The following is a 20,505-nucleotide window of genomic DNA, read 5'->3' as shown; positions in this document are numbered from 1 at the left end:
CCAGGAGGAAGCGCGCGCGGCCGCCGGCGCGAGCAGTGGCGCGGCCAGCAGGGCGCGGCGAGGCAGCGTCAGAATGTGACGCGCATCCCGGCCGTGAACTCCCGCCCCGGCATCGAATTGCCCAGCCCGCCATTGGAGAAGCGTGCATCCCCCAGGAAGGGCTGCCCCGCCGTCGCGATGAAGAGCGCGTGGTTGTTCACGTCGAACAGGTTGTTGATCGCGCCGAAGATCCGCAAGCCCGGCGCCTGCTCGGGCAGGGGCTGGAAGCTGCCGCGCAAATTCCACACCCAGAAGGCTCCCTTGCGGTGGATGTATTCGCGGAAGGGCTCGGCCGCCGGGATCAGCAGGTTCTCCTCGGTGTCGTAGTGGATGGGGCCGCGCAGGATGCCCAGCACCGAGACATCCCAGCGCGCCTGCCCCACCGTGGTGCCGATGGCCGCCTGGTAGCGATACATGCGCTGCGCCGTGCGCGTGTTCACCGTGGGGCCGAGCCGCGCGCCCTCGTCGATCATGTCGAAATTCCAGGACGCATTGGCGAAGGCGGTCCAGCGCCAGCCCTCAATGCCGAAGGCGCGCGCCATGTCGGCCTGGAGCTGCACCTCCAGCCCCCGCACCAGGATGTCGCCGGGGTTGTTCACATAGTCCGAGGTATTGGCCACGCCGGGCCGCGCGCGGGTGGTGATGCGGTCATGGATGGTGTTCTGGAACAGCGCCACATCGGCCCGCCATCCGGGGCGGAACAGCGCCGCGCCCACCTCGTATTGCGTGCTGGTCTCGGGGCGCAGGTTCGGGTTGCCGAAGACGCGCCCGCCGCCCAGCGCCGTGAAATCCGCCGCGAGGTCGGTGGCCGTGGGCGCGCGGAAGCCTGTGGCCGCATTGGCGCGCAGCACGGCGCCTTCCGCCACGCGCAGGCTGGCGCCGGCCGACCAGGTGGTGGCCTCGTACTCCGCGCTGCGGAGGCGCAGGGCCGGCTGGTTGGGGGTCGCGTCCACCTGGGTCTCGCCCCAGGTCCGGCGCACGCCGCCGCGCAGCGTCAGCCGGTCATCCCACAGGCGCTGCGACAATTCGGCGAAGAGGCCGAGTGTCCGCTCGGTCTGGTCATTGTCGAAGGGGGGCACCTGGGTGGTGATGCCACTTCCCGGCAGCCCCACGCGCCAGCGCGTCGAGCGCAGCGTGGAATGTTCGAGGTCGAGCCCCGTCACCAGCTCCGCCCCCTGCCACAGCCGCATGGAGGGCTGCAGGCGCAGCCCCAGGATATCCAGCGTGCGGCGGTTGCGGTCCGCATCGGTGCCGATCACCGGCAGGCCGGTGCCGCCCCGCTGCACGGGCGAGCGCCAGCGGAAATGGTCCACGTCGCGCACCGCGTAGAACTGGCCGAACCAGCGATAGCGGCCGTCCGCCGTGCCGCCGTCCAGCGTCACGTCGGCGGAGGCGTTGGTGCGGTCCTCGCTATTGGTGGGGTTCCAGGCCGAGCCGCGGAAGCCCGCATCATAGGTGCCATCGGTCCGCAACGTGACGCCCAGGCGTCCCAGCCCCGTCTGCACGCCGAGCGCGCCCAGCGCGCCCAGCCGGTTCCACTGCGTGCCCGCCTGCTCGCCTCCGCCGCCCGCGCGGTAGGAGTCGCGCCGGCCGCCCGCGAAGCCCAGGTAATAGTCCACGCCGGCACTCTCCAGCGCGCCGCCATAGCCCGCGCGCCCCTCGACCAGGCCCCAGGAGCCGCCACGGATCTCGGCCCGCCCGCCCGGCGAGTTCACCCCGTCGCGCAGGATCAGGTTGATGACGCCGCCGAGCGCCTGGCTGCCATAGACCACGCTGGCCGGGCCACGGATCACCTCGATGCGTGCGACCTCGGAGGGGCTGAGCTTCGACAGGTTGGCCGTGCCCGCGCGCCGCCCGTTCACCAGCACCAGCACCTGGCTGCGGAAGTCGCGCCCCTGGCCATCAGTGGCGCCGCCGCGGATGTTGATGCTGGTCTGCGCCGGCGTCCATTCGCTGAAGAAGCCGACCGCATTCTCGGCCAGCAAATCGGTCAGGTTCTGTGCGGTGCTGTTGCGGATGGTGGCTTCGTCAATCACCTGCACGGTGCCCGCAAGCGAGGAGCGCGGCTCCGGCCGGCGCGTGGCGGTCACCACCACCTCGTCCAGGCTGGCCGTGGGGGGCAGCCGCACCTCCGGGGCCGTGCCCTGCGCGCGAAGGGGGGCAGCGGGCAGGGCCAGCACGGCCAGCGCCGAGCCGACCAGAAGAAGCTGTCGCATCGGTTCAGAGATTCCAGAAGAGAAGGGCGGAGACCTTGGGGGCGGCGAGTTCGACCCCGCCGCAGGGCAGGGGGCGCGCCGCCGCCTCCACCGCCGCGCGGCAGGCGGCCGGCGGCTGGGCGAGTTGGGCGGCGCAATAGGCGGTGGCGGCGTCGAGCCCGTCGAAGCGCGCGCGGAAGGTCCAGGGGGCGAGGCGGATGTCGTGCGGCTGGTCCGGTCCGAGGGCGGCCAGCACGCCGCGCAGGGCGGGTGTCTCATCCTCGCCATGCAGGGCGGCGGGCAGGGCGCCGGCCAGGCACCAGCGGCGCGGGCCGTGCTGGGCCGGCACCACCCAGGCCACCCGCGCCCGCGCGAGCGCCCGCATGTGGCCGAGCAAGGTCCGCGGCGCCTGGAGCGTGCCGCCGATATTGGCGGCGAAGGCCCAATGGTGCGGGGCGAGGCCGAGCGCGGGCAGGGATTCCCAGCAGGCGTTCAGCGGGCGCAGGCCGGTCCTGTCCATGCGCCGCAGCCGTCCCAGCCTGGCGCGCAGATAGCGATTGGGCTCCAGCGCGGTCCAGCCCGCGGTCTCCGGCAGCCAGGGCAGGACCGGGTGGCCGGCGCCGGCGCCGATGTCGAGCAGGCTCTCGGGCGCCTCCCCGCGCAGGGCGCCCGCGATGGCCGCGCCATAGTCCGAACGGTCCAGCGCCTGGGCGTAGAACCGCGCGGCGCGGTCGGGCCAGACGGAACCCCGGCCCGCATTCGGGGAGAGGCTGCCCTCTGGGCGCGGATCGGGGTTAGACTGCGGTGCCATCCGGCCGATCCTGTGATAAGATCACATCATGTGCAAGAGCATCCCCTTTCCGCGTTCGCTCTCCGCCTCGGCGCGGGGCGAATTTCTCGCCAGCGCCGCCGCGCCGCCGCTGTCGCGCAACCAGGCGCTGGTGATGGGCGTCCTGCGCGCCGAGACGGGCCGGGCGCTGACCGCCTATGAGGTGCTGGAACGCCTGCGCCCGGAGGGAATCCGGGGGCCGCAGACGGTGTATCGCGCCCTGGACGCGCTGCGCGAGGCTGGGCTGATCCATCGCATCGAAAGCCTGAACGCCTACACTTCCGCCGTCAGCGCGCGGCCGAGCTGCGGCTGCACGCCGGCGCCCTATGACGACCATGCCCACCCCAGCGCCTTCGCGGTCTGCCGCGGCTGCGGCGCGGTGAATGACCTGGAGGATGCGGCGCTGGCGGCGGTGCTGGGTGTGGCCGCCGATGGCAGCGGCTATGCGGTGGAGCGCCGCGTGGTGGAGCTGGTGGGCACCTGCCCCGACTGCGCCCGGGCCGCGGCGGAGGCCTGACCGCGCGCCCGGCTGTGATGGTATTCAATAACATGGGCGGCCCGCCCTTGCCGCATGGGGGCAACCTCGCCGCCGCGCGGCGGCGCTTCCCGGGGGCGCCGGAGCCGTTCCTCGATCTCTCTACCGGCATCGCGCCGGGCGCCTATCCGCTGCCGAGCCTGCCACCGGAGGTCTTCACCCGCCTGCCGGAACCCGCCGACCATGCCGCCCTCTGTGCCCTGGCCGCGCGGCGCTGGGGCGTGCCGGCCGGGGCGCGGGTGGTGGCGGCCCCTGGCACGCAGATCCTGCTGCCCATGATCGCGGCACTGCAGCAGCCAGGCGAGGCGCGCATCCTGGGCCCCACCTATGCCGAGCACGCCCGGGCCGCTGCCTTGGCCGGACATGCGGTGCGCGAGGTGCCGGCGCTGGAGGCGCTGACGCCGGCCACGGTCGTGACGGTGGTGAACCCGGACAATCCTACCGGCCGCGTGCTGCCCTTCGCCGTGCTGGAGGCCCTCGCCGCCGCCCAGCGCGCGGCGGGCGGATTGCTGGTGGTGGACGAGGCCTTCCTCGACGCCGACCCTAGTCTGCCCAGTGCGCTGCCCCTGGTGCCGGGGGGTGGGGTGATGGTGCTGCGCTCCTTCGGCAAGTTTCATGGGCTGGCGGGGGTGCGGCTGGGCTTTGCCGTGGCGGCTGAGGACATCGCCGCGAGGCTGGAGGCGCTGCTGGGTCCGTGGTGTGTCGCGGGGCCGGCTTTACATGCGGGGCTGGCGGCACTGGCCGATGAGGGCTGGGCGGCGGCGCAGCGCGAACATCTGCGCGCGGCGACGGGGCGCCTTGATGCGGTGGTGGCGGCCGCAGGGCTCACCGTGCTGGGCGGAACGCCGCTGTTCCGTTTCGTGGCGGCACCCCCCGGCACCGGGGAGCGCCTGGGTCGCGCCGGCGTCCTGGTGCGCGAGTTCCCCCATTGGCCGGACCGGCTGCGCCTCGGCCTGCCACGCGACGAGGCCGGTTTCGCGCGGCTGGCGGCGGCCCTGGCGTGACCGGGCTCGCCCTTCTCGCGCTGTTGATCGAGGCGGCCATCGGTTATCCGCAGCGCCTGGTGGACCGCATTGGCCATCCCGTCATCTGGATCGGGCGGCTGATCGGGGCCATGGATCGCGGCTGGAACCAGGCGGCGCGCAGCTTCGCCGCGCGGCGCGCGGCCGGGGTGGCCGCGCTGCTTGTGCTGGTGCTGGTGGCTGGCGGCGTGGGCTTCGCGCTGCAATCGGCGCTGCTGGCGCTACCCTTCGGGTTGGTGGTCCTGGCGGTGCTGGCCAGCAGCCTGCTGGCGCAGCGCAGCCTGCATGAGCATGTGGCCCGCGTGGCCGCCGCGCTGGAACAGGGCGGGCTGGAGGCGGGGCGGGAGGCCGTCTCCCACATCGTGGGCCGCGACCCGCTTTCGCTGGACGAGGCGGGCGTGGCTCGCGCGGCGATCGAGAGCCTCGCGGAGAATTTCTCCGACGGCGTCACCGCGCCGGGCTTCTGGCTGGCCGTTGGCGGGCTGCCGGGGGCGGCCATCTACAAGGCCGTGAACACCGCCGACAGCATGATCGGCCATCGCACCGCCCGGCACGAGGCCTTCGGCTGGGCCTCGGCGCGCTGCGACGACGTGCTGAACCTGCCGGCCTCGCGCCTGACGGGGCTCGCCCTCATCGCCGCCGCTGCGCTGCTGCCGGGGATGGATGCGCGCGGCGCCTGGCGTGCCATGTGGCGCGACGCGAAGCGCCACCGCTCGCCCAATGCCGGCTGGCCGGAGGCCGCGATGGCGGGCGCGCTGGGCCTCGCGCTGGCCGGCCCGCGCCGCTATGGCGGCGTGCTGTTGGAGGATGCCTTCATGGGCGACGGGCGGCGCGAGGCCAGTGCCGCCGACATCCGCGCCGCGCTGCGCCTCTACCGCACGGCCGACGCCCTGCTCATCACGCTGCTGGCGCTGGCCTTCCTCGCGCTGCAAGGCTGAGCAGCGCGTCGAGGTCGAGATGCGCTTCCAGGTGCGCGGCCAGCGCATCGAGCGCTGCCTCCACCTCCGCCTCATGGTCCAGGCGCGGGGCGCCGGCGTTGAAGCGGGCGAGCCAGGAAGCCCGCTGCGCCGTCGCGCCGAAGAGGCCATGGATGTAGGTGCCGGTGACGCGCCCATCGGGCGAGACGGCGCCTTCCGCGCCACCATCCTCCAGAGTGGCGAAGGCGCGGGCGCGTGCGGGGCCATCGGTGCGGCCCATATGCATTTCGTAGCCCGACAGCGCCGCGCCGTCATGGCTGTGGCCGCGCACGGGCACGAGGCGCTTCTCGCCGGAGAGCACCGTGTCCACCGCCAGCAGCCCGAGGCCAGGCAGGGTGCCGGGCGGGCCCTCCACGCCGTCGGGGTCGGCCACGGTCCGGCCCAGCATCTGGTAGCCCCCGCACAGCCCCAGCACATGCCCGCCGCGCCGCAGATGGGCGGCGATGTCCACATCGAAGCCCGCCGCGCGCAGCGCGCGTAGGTCGGACAGGGTGGACTTCGATCCGGGGAGGATGACCAGATGCGCGTCGCCCGGAAGCGCCTGGCTGGGCCGGACGCGCACCACCTCCACCTCCGGCTCCGCGATCAGCGGATCGAGATCATCGAAATTGGCGATGGCGGGCAGCACGGGCACGGCCACGCGCAGCTTCGCCCCAGGCTTGCGCGCGAGCGGATGATCCAGCGCCAGCGCATCCTCGGCCGGCAGCTTCGCGGCCTCGGGCAGGTGCGGCACGAGGCCCAACGCCGCCCAGCCCGTGCGCGCCGCGATCAGCGCCATGCCATCGGCGAAGAGCGCCGGATCGCCCCGGAAGCGGTTGACGAGGAAGCCGCCGATCATGGCCGCATCGGCCGGGTCCAGCACCGCATGGGTGCCGACCAGGGAGGCGATGACGCCGCCACGGTCAATGTCGCCGATCAGCACCACAGGCACATCCGCCGCGCGCGCGAAGCCCATGTTGGCGATGTCGTTGGCGCGGAGGTTCACCTCCGCCGCGCTGCCGGCGCCCTCGACCAGCACGATGTCCGCCTCGGCCCGCATGCGCGCGAAACTGTTCAGCACGGCCGCCATGAAGCCGGGCTTGAGGCGCTGGTATTCCGCGGCTCGCGCCTGGCCCACCACGCGCCCCTGCACGATGATCTGCGCGCCCACCTGGCTTTGCGGCTTGAGCAGCACGGGGTTCATGTGCACCGAGGGCGCCACGCCAGCGGCGCGCGCCTGCAGCGCCTGCGCGCGCCCGATCTCGCCACCATCAGCCGTGACGGCGGCGTTGTTGCTCATGTTCTGCGGCTTGAAGGGGCGCACGCGCAGGCCGCGCCGGGTGAAGGCGCGCGCCAGCCCCGCCACGATCAGCGACTTGCCGACATCGGAGCCCGTGCCCTGGAACATCAGCGCGAGCGACATCAGAACTCGATGCCCTTCTGCGCCTTCACGCCCGCGGCGAAGTGGTGCTTCACCACCCCCATCTCGGTGACGAGATCCGCCGCCTCGATCAGCGCGGGCTTCGCGTTGCGGCCGGTGACGACCACGTGCAGCAATGGCCGCCGCGCGGCCAGGTCCGCCAGCACGCCCTCCAGCGGCAGGTAGTCATAGCGCAGGGCGATGTTGAGCTCGTCGAGCAGCACCAGGTCCAGCGACGGGTCCGCCAGCATCTTCCGCGCCATCTCCCATGCGCGTGTCGCGGCGGCCACGTCGCGGGCGCGGTCCTGGGTTTCCCAGGTGAAGCCCTCGCCCATGGAATGCCAGCGCACACGCTCGCCGAATTGCGTCAGCGCGGCCCGCTCGCCCGTCTCCCAGGCGCCCTTGATGAACTGCACCACGCCCACGCGCCCGCCCGCGCCCAGCATCCGCAGCGCGAGGCCGAAAGCCGCGGTGGACTTGCCCTTGCCCGGCCCCGTGTGGACGATCAGCAGGCCTTTTTCCGTGATGGTCTTGGACGCCACCTCGGCGTCCTGCACGGCCTTGCGGGCGGCCATCTTGGCGCGGTGGCGCGCTTCCTCCTCGCTCATGGCTTCACCTTCAGCGGGATGCCGGCCACCACCAACTCCACATGATCCGCCAGCGCCGCGATGCGTTGGTTCAGCACGCCTTGCGCGTCGCGGAAACGCCGGCCGAGCGGGGTGGCGGGCACGATGCCCTGGCCCACCTCGTTCGAGACCAGCACCACCGGCCCCATGCGGGCGCGCAGCGCGCCCTCCAGCGCCTCCGTCGCCGCGCTGATGTCGTTTTCCGCCAGCATCAGGTTGGACAGCCACAGCGTCAGGCAATCCACCAGCACGGGCGGGCGGGCGCGGGACAGGATGTCCGGCAGGTCGCGCGGGGCGTCCAGCGTCTCCCACCCCGCCTCGCGCCGCGCGCGGTGCGCGGCGATTCGCGCCGCCATCTCGGCGTCGAAGGCCTCGGCGGTGGCGATATAGGTCCAGGGCGGGGGCAGGGCGGTGACGAGGGCTTCGGCGCGGCGGCTCTTGCCCGAACGCGCGCCCCCCAGGATCAATGTCAGGCTGTTCACGCCGCGATCATGCCCCAGGAAAGGCTGATTGACACGCCCCGCGTCACCCCGCTTGATAGGCCGGTTCGAAGGTTCCCCGGGGACGGGGATGAAAAGGGAATCCGGAGCGGGCCACGCGGCCCGAGGCCGGAGCTGCCCCCGCAACTGTGAACGGTGAGCGGGCATCACATGTCACTGGGCGAACCCATCGCGAGATGGGGCCCGGGAAGACGATGCCCCGCGGTGATCCGTGAGCCAGGAGACCTGCCCGCGAACACAGAATGCGCCGGGCGGGGTGCCTCGGGGCAGGGCCATGTTGGCAGGGGCGTGCGGTGACGCGCGCGCCCCGGATGCACCCTTTCGCCCTGATCTGGGGCCGGAGCATCCGCGCGTGTCCTCCGATGTCGTGATCTTCGTCTGCACGAGCTGCAAGCGCGAGGGCGATGCGCCCGACGCCCCCCGCGCCGGCGCCGCCCTGGGCGAGGCCGTGGCCGCGGCCGGCCCGCACCGCGTGCAATTCGTGAAGTGCCTGTCCAATTGTTCGCGTGGCCCTTCGGCGGCGCTCGTCCGGCCTGGCGGCTGGAGCTACGTCTTCGGGAAGCTGGAAGTGGACGCCTCGCCCGAGGCGCTGCACGAGGGCGCCACGCTGCTCGGCGCCTCCGAGGACGGCACCATGCCCTGGAAGGGCCGCCCCGACATCCTGAAGCGCCAGATGATCGCGCGCATCCCCCCCTTCGACTTCACCCCCGCGGAGAGCGCGCCATGAGCGGCCAGAGCCTCGACAAAACCCCCTGCACCATCGTCACGGGCTTCCTCGGCGCGGGAAAGACCACGCTGATCCGGCATCTGCTGGAGAACCCGGGCGGGCGGCGCATCGCCGTCATCGTGAACGAGTTCGGCGACATCGGCATGGACGCCGAAATCCTGCGCGGCTGCGGCGTGGAGGCCTGCGCGGAAGCCGATATCGTGGAACTCGCCAATGGCTGCATCTGCTGCACCGTGGCCGATGACTTCGTGCCCACGCTGGACGCGCTGCTGGCGCGCGAGCCGCGGCCGGACCACATCCTGATCGAGACCTCGGGCCTCGCTCTCCCAAAGCCGCTGGTGCAGGCCTTCCATTGGCCCGCCATCAAGGGGCGCGTGACGGTGGATGGGGTGGTGGCGGTGGTGGATGGCGCCGCGCTTGCGGAAGGCCGTGTGGCGCATGACGAGGCGGCGCTGGCCGCGCGACGCGCCGCCGACCCTTCGCTCGACCATGATGACCCGGTGGAGGAGGTCTTCGAGGACCAGGTGGCCTGCGCCGACCTGATCGTGCTGACCAAGGCCGACCTGCTGGACGAGGTCGGGCTGGCCCGCGCCCGTGCGGCGCTGGGCGCCGCCCTGCCGCGGCCCATCGGCGTGCTGGAGGCGCAGTCGGGCCGCATCTCGCCCGCGCTGCTGTTGGGCCTGGGCCTCGCCACCGAGGCCGAGATCGAGGCCCGCCGCACCCATCACGACAATGAGGAGGACCACGACCACGAGGATTTCGATTCCGTGGTCCTGCCGCTGCCCGAAGTGACCGATGCCAACGCCCTGGCACAGCGCGTCGCCGCCGCCTGCGCCGTGCCCGGCGTGCTGCGCGCCAAGGGCTTCGCCGCCGTTGTCGGCAAGCCCATGCGGCTGCTGGTGCAGGCCGTGGGCCAGCGTGTCGGCCATCATTTCGACCGCGCCTGGGCGCCAGGCGAGACGCGTTCTGGCCAGCTGGTCGTGCTCGGCCTGCACGGCTTCGACGCGGCCGCGGTGGCCGAGGCGCTCGCCGCGCCCTGATGCCATGCACCTGCTGAACACCTCCACCGCGACGCTGGACGAGCAGGCGGAGCCTGTCGATCTCCGCCAGCCGCCCGCGCCCATGGCGGTGCTCAGCTTCACCGACAGCGACCTGGCGGGCCTCGCCGCGGCATGGGAGGCGGAGCGGGACGTGCTGCCCGCGCTGCGCCTGGTACCGTTGCGCGAGTTGCGCCACCCCATGTCGGTGGATCTCTGGCTGGACCGCACGGCGGCGGGGGCGCGCATCATCGTGCTGCGGCTGTTGGGGGGGCTCGACTGGTGGCGCTATGGCGCCGAGCAGCTGGCGGCGTTCTGCCGCGCACGCGGCATCGCGCTGGCCGTGCTGCCGGGCGAGGACCGCGCCGACCCGCGCCTGCCCGCCCTGTCCACCCTGCCGGCCGAGGAATGCGCGGCCTTGCTGGAGGGGTTCCGCGCGGGCGGGGTGGCCGCGCTGCGCGGCGTGCTGCGGCGCATGGCGGGACATTGCGGGGTGGTGCTGGAGGCCGCGCCTGCCCAAGCCCTGCCGCCCGCCGGCTTCTGCGCGGAATGGCCCGCGCCCGACGGCACGCGCCCCGTGGTGCCTATCATCTTCTACCGCTCCATGCGGCTGGCGGAGGACATGGCGCCCGTCACCGCCCTGGCGGAGGCGCTGGCCGCGCAGGGCGTGGCCCCGGTGCCGATCTTCGTGGCGAGCCTGAAGGAGCCGCATTCGGTGGCCTTCCTGCGGGCCGAACTGCCCCGGCTGAACCCGGCGCTGATCGTCTCCTGCACGGCCTTCGCCGAGGGGCAGGGCCAGCCTTTGCTGGCCGCCAGCGGCGTGCCGGTGATCCAGGCCGTCATCGCCACCACCGCGCGCGCGGCCTGGGAGGGTGGCGCGCGTGGGCTGGGTGCCGCCGACCTCGCCATGCATGTCGTGCTGCCGGAGCTGGACGGACGCGTGCTGGGCGGCGCCATCGGCTTCAAGGACGTGGCACCCAGCGCGCCGGAGCTGGGCTTCACGCGCCAGATCAACCGCGCCGAGCCCGACCGCGTGGCGCAACTCGCCGCGCGCATCACGGCGCTGCTGCGGCTGCGCGAAACGCCGCCCGCGCAACGGCGCCTGGCGGTGCTGCTGCCCGACTACCCCGGCGCGGGCGGGCGCACGGGCTATGCGGTGGGGCTCGATGTGCCGTCCAGCGTGCTGGCGCTGCTGGAGGATTTGCGCGCCGCCGGCTACGACACGGGCACCGCGCCGGCCACGCCGCGCGCCCTGCTCGACGCCCTGGCCGAGCCGCGCGCCGCCTGGCCCGTCGCCGAATACGCCAGTGCGCCAGACGAGGCCTGGGGCGCCCCCGCCGACGACGCCGACGTGGCCGACGGTGCCTTCCGCTTCCGCACGCTCGAATGCGGCAACATGCTGCTGGCCGTGGCGCCCGATCGCGGACGCGCTAGCGACCGCCGAGCCACCTATCACGACGCCGCCCTGCCGCCGCGCCACGCGCTGCGCGCCTTCGGCCTCTGGCTGCGCCAGGCGCGCGACGTGCACGCCGTCATCCACATGGGCGCCCATGGCACGCTGGAATGGCTGCCAGGCAAGGCCGTGGCGCTGACCGCCGATTGCTTCCCCGAGCGCGTGCTGGGCGCGCTGCCCGTGGTCTATCCCTTCCTCGTCAGCAATCCGGGCGAGGCCGCCCAGGCCAAGCGGCGCATCGCCGCCGTCACGCTGGGCCATCTGCCGCCGCCGCTCACCACGCCTGGCCTCGCACCGGAACTGCACGACCTCGACCGGCTGCTCGACGAATTCGCGGCCGCCGATGGCATGGACCGCCGCCGCCGCGAACGCCTCGCACAGCTCATCCAGCAGAAGGCCGCTTCGGTGCCGACGCTGCCCGCCCTGCCGGACGATGCCGATGAACGCCTGCGCGCGCTGGACGCCTGGATGTGCGATGTGAAGGAACTGGCATTGCAGGACGGGCTGCATGTCTATGGCCGCGCCGCCCCCGGCGCCGATGCCGAACGCGCCGCCTGCGCAGAGGCCGAGCGCGCGGGGCTGCTGGCTGCCCTTGACGCCCGGCACATTCCGCCCGGCCCCGCTGGCGCCCCCGCGCGCGGACGGCGCGATGTGATGCCCACGGGCCGCAACCTCGCCACCACCGATCCGCGCGGCCTGCCCACGCCGACGGCCATGGAACTCGGGCGCCTCGCGGCCGCCGAGGCGCTGCGTCTCTACGCGCAGGAACATGGCGAGATGCCACGCCGCCTGGTGCTGGACCTCTGGGGCAGCGCCACGCTTCGCACCGGCGGCGAGGAGATCGCCCAGGGACTGGCCCTGCTGGGCTGCACCCCGGTCTGGGAGGCCGCCACCGGCCGCGTCACCGGCATCGAGGTGCAGCCCCCCGCCGCACTGGGCCGCGCGCGGGTGGACGTGACTTGGCGCATCTCCGGCCTGTTCCGTGACCTGTTTCCGGCGCAGATCGCGCTGCTGGACGCCGCCGTGCGGGCGGTCGCCGCGCGCGACGAGAGTGCCGAGGAAAACCCGCTGGCCGCTGCGCGCCGCGCGGGCGAACCGCTCGCCCGCATCTTCGGCGCGGCGCCCGGCGCCTATGGCGCGGGGGTGGAGGAGGCGCTTTCTTCCGGCGACTGGACCGCGCGCGAGGAGCTGGGCCGCGCCTACCTCGCCGCCGCCTCGCACCGCTATGGCGGCGCGGGCGGCGAGGCGGAACCCGATGCTGGCTTCGCCGCGCGCGTGGCACAGGCGGACGCGCTGCTGCACGCGGGCGACGATCCGGGGCGGGACCTGTTGCAGGGCGGCGCCGATGTCGCGCACCTCGGCGGCTTCGCGGCCGCGGCGGCGGCATTGGGAGCCACTCCCGCGCTGATCACGCTGGACACGACCGACCCCGCCCGCCCGCGCGCCCGCCCGCTGGAGGCGGCGCTGCGCCGGCTGGTGATGGGCCGCGCGGTGGATCCGCGTTTCATCGCGGGCCAGATGCGCCACGGCCCGCGCGGCGCCTCCGAACTGGCCGAGACGGTGGACCGGCTGGTGGCCTTCGCCGAGACCACGAACGCCGTGGACGGCACCCTGCTGGACCGCATCCACGCCGCCTATGTGCGGGATGCGGCGGTGCGCGATTTCCTGCGCCGCGAAAACCCGGCCGCCGCGCGCGCCATCGCGCTGCGCCTCTCCGATGCGCTGCGGCGCGGCCTCTGGCACCCGCGCCGCAACGCCACGCCGGCCGAACTCGCCCTGCTGACGGAGCCTGGCTGATGCGCCGCGGTGCCTGCCCGAGCCTCGCGGCACCCATGGAGACGGGCGATGGTCTGCTCGCCCGCCTGCCGCCCGCCGCCATGCCGCCCGAGGCCTGGGTGGCGCTGGCCGAGGCGGCCCAGCGCGCGGGCAACGGGCTGCTGGACATCACCGCGCGCGGCAGCGTGCAGCTGCGCGGACTGCGCGCCGAGACGCTGGACCTGGCCGCGCAACTCGTGCCGGCGGAGTGGCCGCGCGGCGCGCTGGTGATGACTTCGCCGCTGGCGGGCGAGGCGCTCGACGAAACCCGCGACCCCCGCCCGCTCGCCACGGGGCTCGCCGCCGCCGCGCCGCCAGGCCTGCCGCCCAAGGCCACGGTTCTGGTGGATGGCGGCGGCGCCCTGCATTTGGCGGCCGAGACGGCCGACCTGCGCCTTGTCGCGCGGCCGGAGGGCTGGCGGCTGGGCCGTGGCGGCGAATGGCGGGATGCGGGCGAGGATGACACCGCCTTCGCCGCCGCGCTGGACCTGCTGCGCGTGATGGCGCGCGAGCCCAGGCGCCAGCCGATGGCCGGCACGGCCGGGCCGCCGCCAGAACCCATCGGCCTGCACAGGCTGCGGGACGGTGTGGCACTGGGCCTGGGCCTGCCCTTCGGGCGGGTGGACGCCGAGACCCTCATCGCCTTCGCGCGGGCCAGCGGCGCCCGGGCCCTGCGCGGCGCGCCCGGCCGCGCCCTGCTCGCCATCGGCGTGCCCGACGCCGACGCCCTGCGCCGCCACGCCGCCACGCTGGGCTTCATCACCGACCCGGCCGACCCGCGCCGCCGCGTCGCCGCCTGCCCCGGCGCGCCTGGCTGTGCCGCGGCGTTGACGGAAACCCGCGGCCTGGCCGCGACGCTGGCGCCGCTGGTGCCGCCGGGCGCGCTGCTGCACGTCTCGGGCTGCGCCAAGGGCTGCGCGCACCCCCGCGCCGCCACCCGCGCGCTGGTCGGCACGTCGCGGGGGCTGGGCTTGATCCGGCGTGGGCGGGCGGGCGACACAGTGGCCGAGATGCTCGACCCTCAGGATGCGCGCGCCGTGCTGGCGCGGGAGTTCGCCGCCCATGCATGACTACATCCGCGACGGTGCCGCGATTTACGAGCGATCCTTCGCCATCATCCGCGCCGAGGCGGACCTCTCGCGCTTCGCGGCGGAGGAGGAGGACATCGCGGTCCGCATGATCCATGCCTGCGGGCTGGTCGAGGCCGCGGCGCATTTCGCCTTCGCGCCCGGCTTCGTCGCCGCCGGGCGTGCCGCGTTGCAGGCCGGTGCCGCCATCCTCTGCGATGCCGAGATGGTGGCGCGCGGCGTCACCCGCGCGCGCCTGCCCGCCGACAATGAGGTGATCTGCACCCTGCGTGACCCGCGCGTGCCGGAGATGGCGGCGCGCATCGGCAACACGCGCTCCGTCGCCGCCATGGCGCTGTGGGAGCCGCACCTGGCGGGCAGCGTCGTCGTCATCGGCAATGCGCCCACCGCGCTGTTCCACCTGCTGGACATGCTGGAGGCCGGCGCGCCGCGCCCCGCCGCCATCATCGGCATGCCGGTGGGCTTCGTGGGCGCGGCCGAATCCAAGGAAGCGCTGATGGCCGCGCCGCACGGCATCCCCTGGGCCGTGGTGCGCGGGCGCATGGGCGGCAGCGCCATGGCGGCGGCGGCGCTGAACGCGCTGGCGAGGCCCGGGCTGTGACGGGGCGCCTCTATGGGCTGGGCCTCGGCCCCGGCGACCCGGAATTGCTCACGCTGAAGGCCGCGCGGCTGCTCGATGCCGTGCCGGTCGTGGCCTATTTCGCGAAGCAGGGCAGTCCGAGCAACGCGCGCGCCATCATCGCGGACCGGCTGCGGCCGGGGGTGGTGGAACTGCCCTTGCTCTATCCGGTGACGACGGAAATCCCGCGCAGCGATCCGGGCTATCGCGCGGCACTCGACGCCTTCCACGATGCGGCCGCCGCCGACATCGCGGCCTATCTCGAAGCCGGGCGCGACGTGGCGGTGGCAAGCGAGGGGGATGCGCTGTTCTACGGCTCCTACATGCACCTCCATGTGCGGCTGGCGCACCGCTTCCCGACCGAGGTGGTGCCCGGCATCACCGCCATGTCCGGCGCCTGGGCGCTGGCCGGGCTTCCCATCGCGCAGGGCGATGACGTACTCACGGTTCTGCAAGGCACGCTGGACGAGGATGCGCTGACCCAGCGCCTGCGGGGCACCGAGGCCGCCATCATCATGAAGCTCGGCCGCAACCTGCCGCGTGTGCGGGCCGCACTTGGCCGCGCCGGGCGGCTGGACGCGGCCTTCTATGCCGAGCGCGTGGGCACGCCCGCGCAGCGCGTGCTGCGCCTCGCGGAACGCGACGAGGCGCCCGCGCCCTATTTTTCGCTCATCCTCGTGCCCGGCTGGGCGCGATGAGCGGGCGGCTGGACGTGGTGGGCATCGGTCCCGGTGATGCCGCGCTGGTGACGCCCGCCGTCAGCGCCGTGCTGGAGGCGGCGCAGGCGCTCTACGGCTATGGCCCCTATCTCGACCGCGTGCCGCCGCAGCCCGGCCAGGCCCGGCACGCCAGCGACAACCGCGAGGAGATGGACCGCGCCGTCGCCGCGCTCGACGCGGCCAGCGCAGGCGCGCACGTGGCCATGGTGACGGGCGGCGACCCCGGCGTCTTCGCCATGGCGGCCGCCGTGTGCGAGGCCATCGAGCATGGCAAGCCGGAGTGGCGCACGTTGGAGGTGCGGGTCCATCCCGGCATCACCGCCATGCTGGCCCTGGCGGCGCGGGCCGGCGCGCCGCTCGGGCATGATTTCTGTGCCATCTCGCTCTCGGACAACCTCAAGCCCTGGGAGGTGGTGGAGCAGCGCCTGGCCGCCGCCGCCGGGGCGGGCTTCGCCATCGCGCTCTACAACCCCATCAGCCGGGCGCGGCCTTGGCAGCTCAGCGCCGCCTTCGCCTGTGTGGCGCGCCATCTGCCGCCCGAGGTGCCGGTCATCTTCGGCCACGCCGTGGCGCGCGCGGCGGAGCAGGTGGTGATCACGCCGCTCGCGGAGGCCGCGGCCCAGCCCGCCAGCATGGCGAGCTGCATCCTCATCGGCACGCGGCAGACGCGGGTGGTGCCGCGCCCCGGCCTGCCGCCGCTGGCCTATACGCCGCGCAGCTTCAGCGCATGAGACAGCCAGTCCAGCGCGGCCGCCACATTCGTCACCCGTGGCACATCGGGCGGCGCGGGGCGTTGCAGCATCAGCACGGGCAGGCCGCGCGCCCGGGCGGCCAGCAGCTTGGCGTGGCTCGCCGTGCCGCCGCTGTTCTTGCAGACGATGACCTCGATGCGGTGCGCGTCCAGCAGAAGCGCCTCCTCCTCCAGCGTGAAGGGGCCGCGCGCGGTAATGGCGGTGACATGCGGCATGGGCGGGGGCGGCGTGATGGGGTCCACGCTGCGGATCAGGTAGCGGTGCTGGGGTGCCGTGGCGAAGCCCGCCACCTCCTGCCGCCCCAGCGCCAGGAAGACGCGGCGGGGTGCCGTGCCAAGTGCCTCGCAGGCGGCGGCCACATCGGCCACCGGGCGCCAGTCATCGCCGCGCTCCGGCACCCAGGCGGGGCGCGCCAGGCACAGCAGGGGCACGCCCGCCCGCCGCGCGGCCAGCGCCGCGTTGGCCGAAATGCGCGCGGCATAGGGGTGCGTCGCGTCCAGCAGCGCCGCCACGCGGTGTTCGCGCAGCCAGGCCTCCAGCCCCTCCGCCCCGCCGAAGCCGCCCACGCGCACCGGCACTGGCATGGCCAGCGGGCTTTGGGTGCGCCCGGCCAGCGAGAGGGTCACGTCGAGATCGCCGCGCGCGGAGAGGCGTTCGGCCAGGAGCCGCGCCTCGGTGGTGCCGCCCAGCAGCAGGAGGTGGGGTCGCATGGATGAGGCTTCGCGCGCCGCGCCCTGGTTGTCCATCATCGGCATCGGCGAGGACGGGCTGGCCGGGCTGGGCACGGCGGCGCTCGCGGCGCTCGCCGGGGCGGAGACCGTCTTTGGCGGCGCGCGGCATCTGCGCCTCGCGTCCGGAGGGATCACGGGTGAGGCGCGGCCCTGGCCCTCGCCCTTCAGCATCGCCCCCGTGCTGGCCCTGCGCGGGCAGCGCGTGGCCGTGCTGGCCTCGGGCGACCCCATGTGGCACGGCGCCGGCGCCAGCCTGCTGCGCGAGATCCCGGCCCATGAGGCGCGGGTGTTCCCGCAGGCCTCCGCCGCCAGCCTCGCCGCCGCGCGGCTGGGCTGGCCGCTGGCGGAGGCGACGACGCTTTCCCTGCACGGGCGCGACATCGCTCTGCTGCGCCCGCATCTGCACCCGGGCGCGCGGCTGATCCTGCTGACCAGCGGTGCCGAGGCGCCCGCCGCCATCGCCGCCCTGCTGGCGGGTTCGGGCTTCGGCGACAGCCGCCTCACGCTGCTGGAGGCGCTGGGCGGACCGGAGGAGCGCCTCCGCACCGCCAGCGCGGCGGGCTTCGCCCTGGCGGCGCTGCATCCGCTCAACACCCTGGCCGTGGAGGTGGTGGCGGCGCCGGATGCCACTTGGCTGCCGCGTGCGCCTGGCCTGCCGGATGCCCTGTTCGCGCATGACGGGCAACTCACGAAGCGGGAGGCGCGGGCGCTGGCCCTCTCCGCCCTGCGGCCCTTCCCGGGCGGGCTGCTTTGGGATGTGGGCGCGGGGGCCGGCTCCATCGGCATCGAATGGATGCTGGCCCACCCCGCCTGCCGCGCCATCGGCATCGAGGCGCGGGAAGACCGCGCGGCCCGCGCCGCCGCCAACGCCGCGGCGCTGGGCGTGCCCGGCCTGCGCCTGGTGGTGGGCGAGGCGCCCACCGCCTTCACCGGCTTGCCCGCCCCGGACGCCATCTTCCTGGGCGGTGGCGCCAATGACCCCGGCGTGTTCGATGCGGCGTTGGCCGCCCTCAAGCCCGGTGGCGTCTTCGCGGCCCATGCCGTGACGCTGGAGACCGAGGCCCTTCTCCTGGCCCGTCACGCCGCGCTGGGCGGCGAGATGCTGCGGATCAACCTGGCCCGCGCCGAGGCGGTGGGGTCCATGACGGGCTGGCGCGCGGCGATGCCCGTGACCCAATGGGTCTGGCGCAAGCCATGATGGTGGCGGGGCTTGGCTGCCGGCGTGGGGCGGCGGCAGAGGATGTGCTGGCCGCCATCGCGGCCGCCCTGGCCGTGGCGGGGCGGGAGCGCGCGGCGCTGGCCGCGCTCGCCACCAGTGTGGCCAAGGCAGGAGAAGCCGGGCTGCGGGAGGCGGCCGCGACCCTCGGCCTGGAACTGCGCGCCCTGCCCGAGGCCGCGCTGCACGCCGCCGCGCCCCGCTGCCTGACCCGATCGGCCCGCGCGCTGGACGCGACAGGCCTGCCCTCCTTGGCCGAGGCGGCGGCGCTGGCCGGGGCGGGGGAGGGGGCCCGGCTGCTCGGCCCCCGCGTCGCCGCCGGCCGCGCCGCCACCTGCGCCTTGGCGGAGGCCCGGCCATGACCGTCCACTTCATCGGCGCCGGCCCTGGGGCCGCCGACCTGCTGACGCTGCGTGGGCGCGACATCCTGGCCACTTGCCCCGTCTGCCTCTACGCGGGCTCGATCATCCCGCGCGAGATGCTGGTCCATTGCCCGCCCGATGCGCGGCTGGTGGACACGGCGCCCCTCAGCCTCGACGAGATCGAGGCTGAATGCGTGACCGCCCACGAAGCGGGGCAGGACGTGGCGCGGCTGCATTCCGGGGACCTCTCGATCTATTCCGCCATCGCCGAGCAGAAGCGGCGGCTGGAGGCGCGGGGCATTCCCGTCAGCCTCACCCCCGGCGTGCCGGCCTTCGCCGCCGCCGCGGCGGTATTGGGGCGGGAGCTGACGGTGCCGGCGCTGGCGCAATCGGTGGTGCTGACGCGGATGCCGGGCCGGGCCTCGCCCATGCCGGAGGGCGAGAAGCTCGCCGCCTTCGCGGCCACCGGGGCCACGCTCGCCATCCATCTGGCCGTGCCGCAACTGGCGCGTATCGTGGAGGAGTTGCTGCCCTTCTATGGCGCGGATTGCCCCGCCGCCGTGGTGGTCCGTGCCTCCTGGCCTGATGAGCAGGTGTTTCGCGGAACCCTCGCGGACATCGCGCCCCAGGTCGCGGCGGCGGGGGTGGAGCGCACCGCGCTGATCCTGGTGGGGCCGGCGCTCGCGCCCGAGGATTTTCGCGAGAGCGCCCTCTACGCGCCTGACTATCAGCGCCGCTTCAGGGGCAGGGAGGGGCTGTGAGCCACTGTCGCGAAATCCGCCCGCCCCACCATCCGGCCGGTGCGGTCGAAGACCACGATTTCCAGCTCAGTCGGCGCGGGATGCAACGCCTCCGCGGCCACCGCCCAGGCGCGGGCGGCGATGGCGTCGCCCAGCGGCTGGCCGGCTTGCTCCGCGATCTGGAAGGCCTCGGCCACGGTGTTCGCGGCGGCGATGCGCGCGGCCAGGTCCGCACCGGGCAGCAGAGCGCCGAGTGCGGCCAGATCCGCCTCGCCCCGCTTGGAATGCAGGTCGAGCCGCCCTTGCGCCAGCTTGGTCATCTTGGCGACCCCGCCCGCCACGGTGACGCGCGGGATGGGGTGGCGGCGGAGGTATTTCAGCATGCCGCCCACGAAATCGCCCATCTCGATCAGCGCCACATCCGGCAGGCCGTGCAGCTTCTGCACCGCCGCCTCCGACGCGCTGCCCGTGCTGCCCGCCACATGCCCGATGCCCATGGCCCGGGCCACATCCACGCCGCGATGGATGGAATCGATCCAGGCAGCGCAGGAATAAGGGATGACGATGCCCGTGGTGCCCAGCACCGACAGCCCGCCCAGGATGCCGAGCCTTCCGTTCAGCGTGCGTTCGGCCAGCCTCTCGCCATCGGCGATGGAGATTTCCACCTCGGCGTCAGGGTCGGGCGAGACCTCCTCCAGCGCCGCGCGGATCATGGCGCGGGGGCCCGGGTTGATGGCGGGCTCCCCGGGCGGCAGCGGCAGGCCAGGGCGGGTGATGGTGCCCACGCCGGGGCCCGCCTTGAAGCGCAGCCCCGCGCCCTGCGCCAATGGCCGCACCGTCACCAGGATCAGCGCGCCATGGGTCACGTCGGGGTCATCCCCCGCATCCTTCACCACGGCGGCCAGCGCGCCGCCCTCCACGCGCTCGGCGCGGGCCAAGGCGAAGGCGGGGGTCTCGCCGCCGGGCAGGCGGATGGTCACGGGGTCGGGGAATTCGCCATGCAGCAGCGCGGCATAGGCGGCCTTGGCCGCGGCCGTGGCACAGGCGCCCGTGGTCCAGCCGCGGCGCAGCGTCTTGCCCTCATCCATGGCGGCTTCGGTAGCGCGGCGCCCTGCCCCGCGATA

General features: G+C 74.3%; 20 protein-coding genes and 1 riboswitch. Of the genes, 13 read left to right on the top strand and 7 right to left on the bottom strand.

Annotation, left to right across the window (positions count from 1 at the left end; genetic code table 11):
• Window positions 1-68 precede the first annotated feature (68 nt).
• Together JTN19_RS00790 and JTN19_RS00785 are read right to left on the bottom strand one after the other, a co-directional pair.
• Entirely contained in the window at window positions 69-2,255 is a 2,187-nt protein-coding gene (locus JTN19_RS00790; RefSeq protein WP_206929069.1) for a TonB-dependent receptor, read from the bottom strand.
• Window positions 2,256-2,259: 4 nt separating this feature from the next.
• Entirely contained in the window at window positions 2,260-3,045 is a 786-nt protein-coding gene (locus JTN19_RS00785; RefSeq protein ID WP_206929061.1) for a hypothetical protein, read from the bottom strand.
• Between the two features lie 28 nt (window positions 3,046-3,073).
• Between JTN19_RS00785 and JTN19_RS00780 the strand changes: the two genes are divergently transcribed.
• Genes JTN19_RS00780 through cbiB form a run of 3 tightly spaced genes read left to right on the top strand, consistent with a single transcriptional unit; the run spans window position 3,074 to window position 5,558 of the window.
• Window positions 3,074-3,580 (top strand): Fur family transcriptional regulator, encoded by a 507-nt coding sequence (locus JTN19_RS00780; protein ID WP_206929059.1) that lies wholly within the window; start codon window positions 3,074-3,076, stop codon window positions 3,578-3,580.
• A gap of 32 nt (window positions 3,581-3,612) precedes the next feature.
• Window positions 3,613-4,602, top strand: a complete 990-nt coding sequence (cobD, locus tag JTN19_RS00775; protein ID WP_206929057.1) for a threonine-phosphate decarboxylase CobD — start codon at window positions 3,613-3,615, stop codon at window positions 4,600-4,602.
• Window positions 4,599-5,558: an adenosylcobinamide-phosphate synthase CbiB gene (cbiB, locus tag JTN19_RS00770; RefSeq protein ID WP_206929047.1), complete on the top strand. Its 960-nt coding sequence runs from the start codon at window positions 4,599-4,601 to the stop codon at window positions 5,556-5,558. The genes cobD and cbiB overlap by 4 nt, the downstream gene beginning before the upstream one ends.
• Here the strand turns inward: cbiB and JTN19_RS00765 are convergent.
• The 3 genes from JTN19_RS00765 to cobU are packed head-to-tail and all read right to left on the bottom strand — an operon-like array spanning window position 5,518 to window position 8,104.
• Complete coding sequence (locus JTN19_RS00765; RefSeq protein WP_206929040.1) at window positions 5,518-6,999, bottom strand: cobyric acid synthase; 1,482 nt, start codon at window positions 6,997-6,999, stop codon at window positions 5,518-5,520. The genes cbiB and JTN19_RS00765 overlap by 41 nt on opposite strands.
• A complete protein-coding gene (gene cobO, locus JTN19_RS00760; RefSeq protein WP_206929038.1) occupies window positions 6,999-7,604 on the bottom strand; it encodes a cob(I)yrinic acid a,c-diamide adenosyltransferase in 606 nt (201 codons plus the stop codon). The genes JTN19_RS00765 and cobO overlap by 1 nt, the downstream gene beginning before the upstream one ends.
• Window positions 7,601-8,104, bottom strand: a complete 504-nt coding sequence (gene cobU / locus JTN19_RS00755) for a bifunctional adenosylcobinamide kinase/adenosylcobinamide-phosphate guanylyltransferase (protein ID WP_340643248.1) — start codon at window positions 8,102-8,104, stop codon at window positions 7,601-7,603. Before cobU ends, cobO begins: the two co-directional genes overlap by 4 nt.
• Window positions 8,105-8,156: 52 nt before the next feature.
• Window positions 8,157-8,369, top strand: a riboswitch (cobalamin riboswitch).
• 105 nt (window positions 8,370-8,474) lie between these two features.
• On the opposite strand from cobU, the gene JTN19_RS00750 reads away from it, so the two are divergent.
• Genes JTN19_RS00750 through JTN19_RS00720 form a run of 7 tightly spaced genes read left to right on the top strand, consistent with a single transcriptional unit; the run spans window position 8,475 to window position 16,311 of the window.
• A complete protein-coding gene (locus JTN19_RS00750; RefSeq protein ID WP_206929036.1) occupies window positions 8,475-8,849 on the top strand; it encodes a DUF1636 family protein in 375 nt (124 codons plus the stop codon).
• Window positions 8,846-9,889, top strand: coding sequence for a cobalamin biosynthesis protein CobW (cobW, locus tag JTN19_RS00745; protein ID WP_206929034.1), 1,044 nt, complete (start codon window positions 8,846-8,848; stop codon window positions 9,887-9,889). Before JTN19_RS00750 ends, cobW begins: the two co-directional genes overlap by 4 nt.
• A gap of 4 nt (window positions 9,890-9,893) precedes the next feature.
• The gene (gene cobN, locus JTN19_RS00740) at window positions 9,894-13,136 is read left to right on the top strand and encodes a cobaltochelatase subunit CobN (RefSeq protein WP_206929032.1); all 3,243 of its coding nucleotides are present in this window, start codon (window positions 9,894-9,896) and stop codon (window positions 13,134-13,136) included.
• Window positions 13,136-14,224: a hypothetical protein gene (locus JTN19_RS00735; RefSeq protein WP_206929030.1), complete on the top strand. Its 1,089-nt coding sequence runs from the start codon at window positions 13,136-13,138 to the stop codon at window positions 14,222-14,224. The genes cobN and JTN19_RS00735 overlap by 1 nt, the downstream gene beginning before the upstream one ends.
• The gene (locus JTN19_RS00730) at window positions 14,217-14,843 is read left to right on the top strand and encodes a precorrin-8X methylmutase (RefSeq protein WP_206929028.1); all 627 of its coding nucleotides are present in this window, start codon (window positions 14,217-14,219) and stop codon (window positions 14,841-14,843) included. Before JTN19_RS00735 ends, JTN19_RS00730 begins: the two co-directional genes overlap by 8 nt.
• Window positions 14,840-15,559 carry a precorrin-2 C(20)-methyltransferase gene (locus JTN19_RS00725; protein WP_206929025.1) on the top strand — a complete coding sequence of 240 codons (720 nt, stop codon included), beginning with the start codon at window positions 14,840-14,842 and terminating at the stop codon, window positions 15,557-15,559. The genes JTN19_RS00730 and JTN19_RS00725 overlap by 4 nt, the downstream gene beginning before the upstream one ends.
• Window positions 15,556-16,311 carry a precorrin-3B C(17)-methyltransferase gene (locus JTN19_RS00720; protein ID WP_206929016.1) on the top strand — a complete coding sequence of 252 codons (756 nt, stop codon included), beginning with the start codon at window positions 15,556-15,558 and terminating at the stop codon, window positions 16,309-16,311. Before JTN19_RS00725 ends, JTN19_RS00720 begins: the two co-directional genes overlap by 4 nt.
• On the opposite strand, the gene JTN19_RS00715 is transcribed toward JTN19_RS00720, so the two are convergent.
• Window positions 16,284-17,042, bottom strand: a complete 759-nt coding sequence (locus JTN19_RS00715) for a cobalt-precorrin-6A reductase (protein ID WP_206929014.1) — start codon at window positions 17,040-17,042, stop codon at window positions 16,284-16,286. The genes JTN19_RS00720 and JTN19_RS00715 overlap by 28 nt on opposite strands.
• On the opposite strand from JTN19_RS00715, the gene cbiE reads away from it, so the two are divergent.
• The 3 genes from cbiE to cobM are packed head-to-tail and all read left to right on the top strand — an operon-like array spanning window position 17,041 to window position 19,402.
• Window positions 17,041-18,261, top strand: a complete 1,221-nt coding sequence (gene cbiE / locus JTN19_RS00710) for a precorrin-6y C5,15-methyltransferase (decarboxylating) subunit CbiE (RefSeq protein WP_206929012.1) — start codon at window positions 17,041-17,043, stop codon at window positions 18,259-18,261. The two genes, JTN19_RS00715 and cbiE, sit on opposite strands and share 2 nt — an antisense overlap.
• Window positions 18,240-18,641 carry a cobalamin biosynthesis protein gene (locus JTN19_RS00705; protein WP_242530731.1) on the top strand — a complete coding sequence of 134 codons (402 nt, stop codon included), beginning with the start codon at window positions 18,240-18,242 and terminating at the stop codon, window positions 18,639-18,641. Before cbiE ends, JTN19_RS00705 begins: the two co-directional genes overlap by 22 nt.
• Window positions 18,638-19,402, top strand: coding sequence for a precorrin-4 C(11)-methyltransferase (cobM, locus tag JTN19_RS00700; protein WP_206929010.1), 765 nt, complete (start codon window positions 18,638-18,640; stop codon window positions 19,400-19,402). The genes JTN19_RS00705 and cobM overlap by 4 nt, the downstream gene beginning before the upstream one ends.
• Here the strand turns inward: cobM and JTN19_RS00695 are convergent.
• A complete protein-coding gene (locus JTN19_RS00695) occupies window positions 19,369-20,469 on the bottom strand; it encodes a cobalt-precorrin-5B (C(1))-methyltransferase (protein WP_206929008.1) in 1,101 nt (366 codons plus the stop codon). The two genes, cobM and JTN19_RS00695, sit on opposite strands and share 34 nt — an antisense overlap.
• Window positions 20,470-20,505 lie beyond the last annotated feature (36 nt).

This window comes from Roseococcus thiosulfatophilus (assembly GCF_017311575.1).
GTDB classification, from domain to species: Bacteria; Pseudomonadota; Alphaproteobacteria; order Acetobacterales; family Acetobacteraceae; genus Roseococcus; species Roseococcus thiosulfatophilus.
Note: the sequence above shows the minus strand (reverse complement) of the source record. Positions and strands in the feature narration are given on the sequence as shown.